Below are 10562 nucleotides of genomic sequence, written 5' to 3'. Positions count from 1 at the left end.
GAGCAGCGGACTTTTAATCCGTTGGTCGCAGGTTCGAATCCCGCACGACCCACCAAATATATAGCAATCAGGCCAGTTCGCGAGAACTGGCCTTTTTGTTTTCTCTCGCTTCCCGTGTTTCCCTCTGCTTTAGCGTTTGCCGGTTTTCCCGGGTCTTTCTCGCGGACATGTCTTTGTCGTGGTAAATTTGATAATGATTGTAAGAATCATTCGCATTATAATGGCGAGTTATTCGCCTCTTCCCGACGTCCGCGCCGCCGCGCGCAGGCGCCGGGATCGCATCAAACAGGAAACACAGAGCATGACTACCGTTGTCGAGAAAACCCGCACCCAGGACTTGAAGGCCCGCACCCACGAAACCCACGACGCGCTGGACCAGCGCATCATGGCGAATCAGCCGTTCGCCACCCGTGAAAACTACGCGCGCTTCCTGCTGGCGCAATACCGCTTCCTGCGCGACGCCGACGCGCTGTACGACAATCCCGAGCTGGCCCGCCTGTTCCCGGACCTGGCCGAGCGCCGCCGTTACGACAGCATCGCCGCCGATCTGCGTGATCTGGACCGCCCGCTGCCGGAATTGCGCGAAGCGCCGATCAGCAGCACGCTGGACGTGGCCAGCGCGATGGGTTGGCTCTACGTGGTGGAGGGCTCCAAGCTGGGCGCGGCCATTCTGTACAAGCTGGCCGGCAAACTGGGCCTGGACGAGCATTGCGGCGCCCGCCATCTGGCCGGCCACCCGGACGGCCGCGCCCGCCACTGGCGCGCGTTCACCGCGGCGCTGGACGGTCTGCAGCTGGACGAGGCGGCCGAGCAACGCGTCACCGCCGGCGCGGTGGCCGCTTTCGCCTGCATGAACAGCCATCTGGACCAGGTGTACGCTTGAGTCAGCGTTTGCGGCACCCCGCGGTGCGCTGGCTATACCTGTGCGCCGGCGTGGCGATGCTGGCCTTGGGCGTCATCGGCGCCTTGCTGCCGGTGATGCCGACCACGATTTTTCTGATTTTGGCCTTGGCTTGCTTCAGCAAGTCCTCTCCGCGGCTGGAGCAGCGGCTGCTCGCGCATCCACGTTACGGGCCGGGCCTGCGCCGCTGGCGCGAGCACCGCGTGGTGCCGGTCAAGGCCAAGTGCTTCGCCGCCATGGGCATGGGCGCGGGTTTCGCCGCCTTATTGCTGGCGCGGCCTCCGCACTGGGTGCCGTGGCTGGTGGGGGCGATCGAATTGAGCGTCTTGCTGTACTTGCTGTCGCGGCCTTCGCAGGCGATCGAACCGGCCGGGACGGCCGCGGCGCCCCAGCCGGATTTAGCCAAAACCCCGCCGCCGCGTTAAGCTTGCGCATCGACACCGAAAACGGGAGCTGTGTGATGAGGGTAAACGGAATCGTCGCGGCCTTGGCCGCCCTGGCCTTGCCTGCCTTGGCTGTGGCGCAGACGGCGGACGAACAGTTGCTGGCGGCGCAGATGTACTACCAGCAAGTGCGAGGCGCGCAGCAGAAGGCGGACGCGCGTTTGACGCAGGCCGAGTCCGACAAGCTCAAGGCGGAGCAGCGACTGAGCGAGGCTCAGGCGGGCTTGAGCGGCGCCACGGCGGAACTGGAGGCGGCCAAGTCGGCTCAGGCCGCGGCGGCGCAGACCAGCGAGGCGGCCACCAAGGCCTTGAACGAAGCGTGGCAGCGCAAGGACGGCGGGCAGTAGTTAGCCGCCGCGCAATTGCCGGTAGCGGTTGAGGTCGTTCTGAGTCTTTTGGCGGAAGGCGGCCAGCTCCTGCTGCTTGGCGGCGATTTGCCTGGCCAGTTCGGCTTGCTCCGCCTGCAGCACGTTCAGATTGCGCTGACTGTTTTGCGGAGGGGCTTGTTTGTTGCGCCGGCTTTGCGCAATGTCTTGCTGAATGCCTTGAATTTGCAGCGTCAGGCCGCGAGAGCGCTGTTGCAGCGCGTCCAGCGCGCTTTGCAGCACGGCCTGCTGTTTGGCGCGCTCGGCCTGCAGTTGCTGCAGGTTGGCGTAGCTTTCCACCAGCGCGTTGTCGCGGCGGGTGTTTTCCAATTGCAGGGCGTCGCGTTGTTTTTGCGCGGCCTCGGCGGCTTCGCGCGCCTGGCGGGCGGCGGGGCTTTCCGCCGGTTTGGTGACGGCGCCCTGCTTGGACAGCTCGGCGACGCCCTGCTGCTGGCTTTGCAGCGGCGGGGAGTCGCTGTAATGCACCTTGCCGGATTCGTCCACCCACTTGTAGAGGCCGCCGGCGTAGACGGCGGTTCCCAGTATCAGCAGCGCGAGTCCGGCAAGCGGTTTCATCAGTCGTTGACTCCGTATTGCGCCCGGTAGGCGCGCACCGCGTCCAGGTGCGCCGCCAGTTCCGGGCTGTGTTCCAGGAAGCCGAGCAAATCTTTCAGCGTGGCGATGGCGATGACCGGCAGGCCATGTTGCTGGGCCACTTCCTGCACCGCCGACAATTCGCCGCTGCCGCGTTCCATGCGGTCCAGCGCGATGGCCACCCCGGCCGGTTCGGCGCCGGCGGCGCGGATCAGCTGCACCGATTCGCGCACCGAGGTGCCGGCGGAGATCACATCGTCGATGATCAGGACCTTGCCTTGCAGCGGGGCGCCCACCAGGGTGCCGCCTTCGCCGTGGTCCTTGGCTTCCTTGCGGTTGTAGGCGAAGGGCGCGTTGCGACCCTGTTCCGCCATCGCCATGCAGGCGCCGGCGGCCAGGATGATGCCTTTATAGGCCGGGCCGAACAACATGTCGAATTGCACGCCGCTTTCCAGTATCGACTTGGCGTAGAAGCGCGACAAGTGCAAAGTGGACAGACCGTCGTTGAACAGGCCGGCGTTGAAGAAGTAGGGAGACTTGCGGCCGGCCTTGGTGATGAACTCGCCAAACTTCAAAACCTGCTTGTCGAGCGCAAAACGAATAAAATCCTGACGGAAATCGCTCATCATTACTCCTTATTAACTGTTAACTGTTTGAACGGCTGAAAAAATTGCCGGCAAGCATATCACGGGAGAGTCCTTTGCTTCGAATCGTTTCCGCCAATCTGAACGGCATCCGCTCCGCCGATAAAAAAGGCTTTTTCGACTGGTTGGCCGGCATAGACGCCGACTTCGTCTGCGTGCAGGAACTGAAGGCCCAGGCCGGCGACCTGTCCGAGCGCATGCGCCAGCCGGACGGGATGACCGGCTATTTCCATTACGCGGAAAAAAAGGGCTACAGCGGCGTAGGCCTGTATACCCGTCATCAACCGGATGCGGTGGTGGAGGGGCTGGGCGTCGACTGGATCGACGCCGAAGGCCGCTTTTTGCAACTGGATTTCGGCAATCTCAGCGTGATTTCGCTGTATCTGCCGTCGGGCTCCAGCAGCGATGAACGCCAGCAAGTGAAATTCGATTTTCTCGACGTGTTCATGCCGCATCTGGAAACGCTGCGCGCGGCCGGCCGCGACATCGTGATCTGCGGCGACTGGAATATCGCCCACAACGAGATCGATCTGAAGAACTGGAAGGGCAACCTGAAGAACTCCGGTTTCCTGCCGGAAGAGCGCGCCTGGATGACGGACTTGCTGGGCCGCGTGGGTTGGTGCGACGCCTGGCGCCGCCTGTACCCGGAGACGCCGGGCTACACCTGGTGGAGCAACCGCGGCCAGGCTTACGCCAAGGACGTGGGCTGGCGCATCGATTATCACATCGTGACCCCGTCGCTGATGGAGCTGGCGCGCAACGCCTCGGTTTACAAGGACGAGAAGTTTTCCGACCATGCGCCGCTGATCGTCGATTACGAACGGAGCCTGTGATGTTGGACGAGGACGACGTCACCTTGATCACGGTGCCGGGCTGGGGCAATTCCGGCGCTGAGCATTGGCAGACCAGTTGGGAGCGCTGCTACCCCTTGGCGCGCCGGGTGGAGCAGGACGATTGGCTGTACCCGGAGTGCGAGGCCTGGGTGGACGGCATCCGGCGCACGCTGGAACAGGTGCCGGGCCGCTGGATGCTGGCGGCGCACAGCCTGGGCTGCCATGCGGCTGCGGCCTGGCTGCGGACCTTGTCCTTGCGCGAACAGAAGCGGCTGCAAGGGCTGCTGCTGGTGGCGCCGCCGGCCTTGCCCATCAGCGAGGCGCGGGCGCGCGCCAGCGGCGAACTGCCGGAGGACGCGCCCTTGCCCGCTTTCGCCGGCTTCAACGCGCCGACGCTGCGCTTGCCGGCGCCGGCCTTGCTGGTGGCCAGCCGCGACGACTTGTTCTGCGACATGGCCGAGGCCGAGGCGATGGCGCAAGCCTGGGGCTGTCCCTTGGTGGACGCCGGCGCGCATGGACACCTGGGCAGCGCCGCGCGCCTTGGGCATTGGCGCTTCGGCCAGGATTTGCTGCAGGAACTGATGCTGGCCTGAGCCTAGCGCGTCACCGGCCGCGCCGGGTCGCTGCACCATTCGCTCCAGGAGCCGGGGTAGAGCCGGCTGCCTTCGAAGCCGGCGTGGCGCAGCGCCAGCAGATTGTGGCAGGCGGTGACGCCGGAGCCGCATTGATGAACGATGGACGCCGGATCGAGGTCGCCGAGCGCCGCCTGCCATTCGGCGCGCAGCTGTTCCGCCGGCTTGAAGCGGTTGTCGGCGTCGACGTTGAGCATGAAGAAGCGGTTGGCCGCGCCGGGAATATGGCCGCCCACCGGATCCAGCGTTTCGCCTTCGCCGCGGAAGCGCTCGGCGGAACGGGCGTCCACCACGGTGAAGGCCGGCTGCTCGATATTGCTCAGCACGGCGGCGGCGTCGACGGTGTCTTCCAGCGCGGGCTTGATCGAGAAACGGCAGGGACGGCGTTCCGCCGTTTGCTGGTCGAGGGCGCGGCCGGTCCGGGTCCAGGCCTGGACGCCGCCGTCCAGCACCGCGACCGCGGAGTGTCCCAGCCAGCGCAACAGCCACCAGGCGCGGGCCGCGTATTGTCCGGCGGCGTCGTCGTAGGCGACCACCTGGGTGTCCGGAGTGATGCCGATCGCGCCAAGGTCCACCGCCAAGCGGCTGCCGTCGGGCAGCGGATGGCGGCCGTTGGCGCCGGTCTTGCTGCCGGAAAGATGGTAATCCAGGTTCAGGTAATGCGCGTTCGGCAGGTGGCCGGCCTCATAGGCGGTCAAGCCATAATCCGCTTGTTCCAGCCGGAAGCGGCAATCCAGAATCACAAGGCGTTCTGTCGGCAGAGCCGCCAGCTGTTCCGCGGAGATCAAGGTTTGGTGCATGGCATTCCTCTTTCTTGATGGATGGCCGAGGGCGGGCGCTTAGCGCAGCCGTCCGGCCTGATAAGGACGCGGGCAGGGCAGCAGCCGGTAGCTGCCGGGCTCCAGGCGCAGGCTGTCCACTTGTTCCGTGCCGTCCGGGCCGCAGCGGCGCAAGGCCAGCCAGTGCCGGCCGTCGGCGTCCACGCTGTCGACCGGCCAGCTCAGGCCGGATTCGGCGAAGAAGCGGTAGCAGGCCAGATCGGCGCCTTCCAGCCCGTCCGGAACCTGGTCCACCTGGATTTGATAGTCCAGCCAGCAATGAGTCTGGGCGGCGGCGAGCTGTCGGCGCAACTGCTCCGCCAGTTGCGGCCAGGCGCGCGGAGCGCTTTGGCGGCGGGCCGCGGCCCAGATCGGGGCGGGAAAATGAGCGTCGTCGGCGAAGCGGGGAATCACGTGCCAGTGTAGGTGGGGCACCATATTGCCGAGGCTGGCCAGGTTGATCTTGTCGGCTTGCATGCAGTGCAGCAGCGCGGCTTCCACGTAGTGGACCCAGTCCAGCAGGTGCAGGCGGTCGCAGGCGGACAGGTCCGTCATTTCCTTGACGTGGGCCTTCCAGATCACGCGGCAGAAACCGGGGTAGCCTTCCTCGTCCACCAGCAGGACTTTGAGATGATCGTCTTCGTGCAATACTTGCCCGACCGGTGCCTGGCACAATTCACAATCCATGATGGCGGCCTTTTGAAATGCGGAAACCTTATTGTAACGGTTGCCGCGGGCTTCGGCTAAAGCCCGGTTCGCTGCTATCATTACAGAAATTATGATTTGAACTATTTATCATGCCTTCTGCCGTATGCCGTCGCCTGTGCGGTGTTCAGGCGCAGCGGCGGGCACAATGGAGAGCTTGATGACGGATATGATGATTATTCTGGCGCTGATTCTGGCCAGCGCCTTTTTCTCGGTGTCGGAAATATCGCTGGCGGCTTCCCGCAAGATCCGCTTGCGTCAGATGATGGACGAGGGCAACGTCAATGCCGGCAAGGTGCTGGCTTTGCAGGAGCATCCGGGACATTTTTTCACCGTGGTGCAGATAGGCGTCAATGCGGTGGCCATCCTGGGCGGCATTGTCGGCGAGGCGGCGTTCACGCCCTTCTTCGCCCGCGTGTTGGGGTTTTTCCTGTCCCCGGATCTGGCTCAGAGCCTGGGTTTTCTCTCGTCCTTCCTGCTGGTGACCAGCCTGTTCATCCTGTTCGCCGACTTAACGCCCAAACGTCTGGGCATGGTGGCCGCGGAGACGGTGGCCGTGCGCATTGTGCGGCCCATGCTGTTCATGGTGTTGCTGTTCAAGCCGCTGGTGTGGCTGTTCAATGAATTGTCCGGCCTGCTGCTGCGGCTGGTGGGCATGCCGACCAGCCCGCGCGACGAGATCACCAGCGACGACATCTCGGCGATGATGGACGCCGGCGCGGAAGCCGGCGTGCTGCACCGGCAGGAACATCAGGTGATTGAGAACGTGTTCGAGCTGGAAAGCCGGCTGGTGCCGTCGTCGATGACGCCGCGGGAGAGCATCATCTATTTCACGCTGGACGAGGCGGAGGACAGCATCAAGTCCAAGGTGGCCGAGCAGCCGCATTCCAAGTTCCTGGTCTGCGACAACGGCATCGACAATGTGGTCGGCTACGTCGATTCCAAGGATTTGCTGCGCCGGGTGCTGGCCGGCCGGGCGATCTCCTTGAAGGAGCCCGGCTTGTTGAAGACGGTGCTGCTGATTCCGGACTCCTTGACCTTGTCGGAGTCGCTGGATCAATTCAAGGGCACGCGCGAGGACTTCGCGGTGATCTTGAACGAATACGCTTTTGTCGTCGGCCTGATCACGCTCAATGACGTGATGTCCACGGTGATGGGCGATCTGGTGGGCCAGGGACAGGAGGAGCAAATCGTCAAACGCGACGAGAATTCCTGGCTGGTGGACGGCATCACCCCGGTGGAAGATGTGCTGCGGGTGTTGGAGATCGACGAATTGCCGGACGATCAGAACTACGAAACCGTGGCCGGCTTCATGATGTATATGCTGCGCAAGATTCCACGCCGCACCGATTGCGTGCAATACGCGGGCTACAAGTTCGAAGTGGTGGACATCGATAATCACAAGATCGATCAGATCCTGGTGACGCGGGTGGCGGCCAAGGAGCCGGCGCCGGTCTGAGAAGGTTTGACTCCGCTCGCGTGAAGAGGCGCGGCGCTGAGGCCTTGTACGATCGGTTACATGATTTAACACAGGCCTCACAGACTGCGGCGAGGCGGCTTGCATATGATGAATTCAAGGACGCACCAGGACGGTGCCCTGACAACCGATAAGTCGCAGACTTGGAGAAACATCATGAAAAAGATCACCGCACTGATCCTGGCTTCCGTAATCGGCCTGACTTCCGCCGCCGCCTTCGCCGCCGACGCCTCCGGCCCGGCCGCCAAGGCCGCCGCTCCGGCGCACGCCAAGAAGCATCACGCCAAGAAACACCATCACAAGAAGCACGCCAAGAAAGCGGCTTCCGCTCCGGCCGCGCAGAAAGCCCAGGCCGCCAAGAAGCACGTTAAGAAGCATCACCACAAAAAAGCACAGGTGAAAAAAGCGGCTTGATTCTGCGGCTACAGGCAGGGTATCGGGAGGAGGCCAAGGCCTCCTCTTTGCGTTTCTGGCCGGTTGCGGCATGCGTTTGGCCTACGATTGAAAACGTAATGGTTTTGTAGTGGCATGGTTTTGTGAAGCCCATGCTTTTGCTGTGAAGTTTTGTCTCAAATTGCCAACAGGCATTTCTCCTGTGCTTAAGTGGCTTTCTCACTGAAGAAATAGACATCGCCAAGTGCGCTGTTTATCTCCTTTTCTGGGCTATTTGCGCGATAAATTCGCCTAAATTCGCGTAAGCCTGAACTTTCCCGCATTTTTGAGCCACAGCTGCGCCCTTGTCGGCGTAAGACAATCCTTTTGACCTGTTTTAACTGTTATTAAGGACAGGTTGGTGAAATTTGGGTTGGCAGCGGTGGAGTGATTGCTCGAATCTGATACCACTGTAATACCACATGTCCGAACTAAAACGCCGGCTTGCGGTGTTGCAGCGGGGACAGCATGACGCTGCCGTGATCACTGACAGAATTGAGGAGGTCCGAATGTCGAAACTTTCGTTGACGTTGTCGGCGCTGTTTGGGGGGGCTGGCTTGTTGTTGAGCAGCGCGGCGGCGTTCGCCGCGCCGGCCTGCAGTGCGTGGAGCAATGCGCAGACCTATAACGGCGGCGATTACGCCTTGTACGCCAACAAGACCTGGCGCGCCAAGTGGTGGACGCAGAACAATCAGCCGGGCGCGGATCAATGGGGGCCGTGGGAAGAGCGGCCTGCCGGCGAATGCACGCCGGGCGGCGGCGATCCCGGCCCCGGACCGGGCACCGGCGTGCCGCCGGAACCGACGCCGACCGTGGGTCGTCATGTCGGCTCTTATTTTGCGCAATGGAGCATTTACGGCCGCAATTACAAGCTGCGCAATCTGGTGGACGCCGGCGGCGACAAGAAGCTGACCTTCCTGAACTACGCCTTCGGCAACGTCTACGCCGACGGCAAGTGCGGCATGGTGACCCGTGCAGAGAACGGCAACGGCGACGGCGGCGACGCTTGGGCCGATTACCAGAAATCCTTCGGCGCCAATGAGTCGGTGGACGGCAAGGCAGATGCCTGGAGCGATCCGCTGCGCGGCAACTTCAATCAGCTGCGCAAGCTGAAGCTGGCCAATCCTTCGCTGAAAGTGCTGATTTCGCTGGGTGGCTGGACCTGGTCGAAGAATTTCGGCAAATTCGCCGCCACCGACGCCGGCCGCAAGACCATGGTCGCGTCCTGCATCGATCTGTACCTGAAAGGCAATCTGCCGGTGGGCGAGAACGCCGGCGGCGCCGGCGCGGCCAAGGGCGTGTTCGACGGCATCGACATCGATTGGGAATACCCGGGCGGCGGCGGTCTGCCGACCAATAGCGTGGATCCCAACGATAAGCAGAACTTCACCTTGCTGATGGCGGAATTCCGCAGCCAGCTGGACGCGCTGACCGCGCAGAACAAGCGCCGCTACTACCTGACGGCGGCGATTGGCTCCGGCGTCGACAAGATCCGCCAGACCGAGCCGGCCAAGTACGCGGCCTATATGGACTGGATCAATGTGATGACTTACGACTTCAACGGCGGCTGGGACGCCAAGGGGCCGACCAACTTCCAGTCCAATCTGTTCCGTGATCCGGCGGCTCCGGTGACCGGCGACCGCGTCTACTACAACGTCGACGACTCGATCCAGACCCTGGTCAAGGGCGGCGTGCCCAAGGCCAAGCTGAACGTGGGCATCCCGTTCTATGGCCGCGGCTGGGCCGGCGTGGCCGCCGGACCCAAGGGCGATGGTCTGTACCAGGTGGCCACCGGCGCGGGCAAAGGCACTTACGAAGCCGGCATCGAGGACTACAAGGTGCTGAAGAGCCGTTCCGCCAAGCAGTTCGTGCATCCGGTCAGCAAGCAGCTGTGGACTTACGACGGCAACGAGTTCTGGAGCTACGACGACCCCGCCACCATCCGCACCAAGTTGGATTACGTGCGTCAACAGCAGCTGGGCGGGGTGTTCAGCTGGTCCTTGGACGGCGACGACGCTCAGGGCACTTTGCTGAAGACCACCAGCGAAGTCCGTCAGGACGCCGCCGCGGCCAAGAAGAAGGCGGCCGCCAAGGCCTCGGCCGCGTCGCCGTTGAAGTAAAACGGAAGCCGCAAAGAAAAACCGCCGGGCGTGCCCGGCGGTTTTTGTTTAGGCCGCGCCGCTTTCCAGTTCGGCGATGTTGCGCACGCGTAGGGGCTTGGGTGTTTCGTCCAGATTGGACCAGACCCAGTTGAAGTGATCGATCACCTGTTCCGCGTTCAGCCGCGGCCGCGGTTTGCAGGTGTGGGCGTCGGCGATCAGGGTGACGGCGTATTCCTGCGACATCGCCGAGCGCAGCGTGCTGTCCACGCAGAACTCGGTGGCGGAACCGGCCAGCCACAGCTCGTCGACATCGCCGCCGCGCAGCAGCTCGGTCAGCGCGGTACGCTGGAAGCTGTCGCTGAAGCGTTTGTGCACCACGGCGTCGCCATCCTGCCGCGCCAGCGCCGGATGTAGCTGCCAGGCCTCGCTGTCGCGCGCCAGATCGCTGCCGGGACCGCTGTCGTGCTGGATGAAAATCACCGGCATGTCTTGGCGGCGCGCCAGCGCGATGGCGCGGTTGAGATTGGCCAGCACGGCGTCGGCGCGGCCGGCGCGGGGCAGGCCTTCGATCTGACCGTATTGCACGTCGATGACGATGAGCGCTTTGTTGCCCATG

The 10562-nt window shown here is 63.3% G+C and carries 13 protein-coding genes; 8 read left to right on the top strand and 5 right to left on the bottom strand.

From position 1 onward, the window contains the following. The first annotated feature begins 301 nt into the window (after positions 1 to 301). The 3 genes from ACODRW_RS22715 to ACODRW_RS22705 are packed head-to-tail and all read left to right on the top strand — an operon-like array spanning position 302 to position 1691. Positions 302 to 883 carry a biliverdin-producing heme oxygenase gene (locus ACODRW_RS22715; protein ID WP_227106529.1) on the top strand — a complete coding sequence of 194 codons (582 nt, stop codon included), beginning with the start codon at positions 302 to 304 and terminating at the stop codon, positions 881 to 883. Further along, positions 880 to 1326, top strand: a complete 447-nt coding sequence (locus ACODRW_RS22710) for a YbaN family protein (protein WP_199225783.1) — start codon at positions 880 to 882, stop codon at positions 1324 to 1326. Before ACODRW_RS22715 ends, ACODRW_RS22710 begins: the two co-directional genes overlap by 4 nt. Positions 1327 to 1361: 35 nt before the next feature. After that, entirely contained in the window at positions 1362 to 1691 is a 330-nt protein-coding gene (locus ACODRW_RS22705) for a hypothetical protein (RefSeq protein WP_227106531.1), read from the top strand. Here the strand turns inward: ACODRW_RS22705 and ACODRW_RS22700 are convergent, their stop codons facing one another. Together ACODRW_RS22700 and pyrE are read right to left on the bottom strand one after the other, a co-directional pair. Further along, positions 1692 to 2285 (bottom strand): DUF4124 domain-containing protein, encoded by a 594-nt coding sequence (locus tag ACODRW_RS22700; protein ID WP_486636412.1) that lies wholly within the window; start codon positions 2283 to 2285, stop codon positions 1692 to 1694. Further along, on the bottom strand, positions 2285 to 2929 hold the full coding sequence (pyrE, locus tag ACODRW_RS22695; protein WP_166451192.1) for an orotate phosphoribosyltransferase: 645 nt from the start codon (positions 2927 to 2929) through the stop codon (positions 2285 to 2287). The genes ACODRW_RS22700 and pyrE overlap by 1 nt, the downstream gene beginning before the upstream one ends. Before the next feature lie 74 nt (positions 2930 to 3003). Here pyrE and ACODRW_RS22690 point away from each other — a divergent pair, with 74 nt between their 5' ends. Together ACODRW_RS22690 and ACODRW_RS22685 are read left to right on the top strand one after the other, a co-directional pair. Beyond that, on the top strand, positions 3004 to 3780 hold the full coding sequence (locus ACODRW_RS22690; protein WP_488906736.1) for an exodeoxyribonuclease III: 777 nt from the start codon (positions 3004 to 3006) through the stop codon (positions 3778 to 3780). Then, positions 3780 to 4373 (top strand): RBBP9/YdeN family alpha/beta hydrolase, encoded by a 594-nt coding sequence (locus ACODRW_RS22685; RefSeq protein ID WP_235084872.1) that lies wholly within the window; start codon positions 3780 to 3782, stop codon positions 4371 to 4373. Before ACODRW_RS22690 ends, ACODRW_RS22685 begins: the two co-directional genes overlap by 1 nt. Before the next feature lie 2 nt (positions 4374 to 4375). Here ACODRW_RS22685 and ACODRW_RS22680 read toward each other — a convergent pair whose 3' ends face one another. Together ACODRW_RS22680 and ACODRW_RS22675 are read right to left on the bottom strand one after the other, a co-directional pair. Next, complete coding sequence (locus tag ACODRW_RS22680) at positions 4376 to 5212, bottom strand: sulfurtransferase (protein ID WP_488906735.1); 837 nt, start codon at positions 5210 to 5212, stop codon at positions 4376 to 4378. Positions 5213 to 5251: 39 nt separating this feature from the next. Beyond that, entirely contained in the window at positions 5252 to 5917 is a 666-nt protein-coding gene (locus tag ACODRW_RS22675) for an HIT family protein (protein ID WP_488878458.1), read from the bottom strand. Positions 5918 to 6095: 178 nt separating this feature from the next. On the opposite strand from ACODRW_RS22675, the gene paeA reads away from it, so the two are divergent. From paeA to ACODRW_RS22660, 3 genes are all read left to right on the top strand, one after another. Beyond that, positions 6096 to 7394: a polyamine export protein PaeA gene (gene paeA / locus ACODRW_RS22670; RefSeq protein ID WP_227106541.1), complete on the top strand. Its 1299-nt coding sequence runs from the start codon at positions 6096 to 6098 to the stop codon at positions 7392 to 7394. A gap of 174 nt (positions 7395 to 7568) precedes the next feature. Continuing rightward, complete coding sequence (locus ACODRW_RS22665) at positions 7569 to 7826, top strand: acid-shock protein (protein WP_107797890.1); 258 nt, start codon at positions 7569 to 7571, stop codon at positions 7824 to 7826. A gap of 527 nt (positions 7827 to 8353) precedes the next feature. Then, complete coding sequence (locus tag ACODRW_RS22660; protein ID WP_486636415.1) at positions 8354 to 9964, top strand: glycosyl hydrolase family 18 protein; 1611 nt, start codon at positions 8354 to 8356, stop codon at positions 9962 to 9964. Between the two features lie 48 nt (positions 9965 to 10012). On the opposite strand, the gene ACODRW_RS22655 is transcribed toward ACODRW_RS22660, so the two are convergent. After that, the gene (locus ACODRW_RS22655; protein ID WP_488906734.1) at positions 10013 to 10561 is read right to left on the bottom strand and encodes a cysteine hydrolase family protein; all 549 of its coding nucleotides are present in this window, start codon (positions 10559 to 10561) and stop codon (positions 10013 to 10015) included. Position 10562 lies beyond the last annotated feature (1 nt).

Source organism: Chromobacterium sp. FG89, assembly GCF_057808735.1.
Note: the sequence above shows the minus strand (reverse complement) of the source record. Positions and strands in the feature narration are given on the sequence as shown.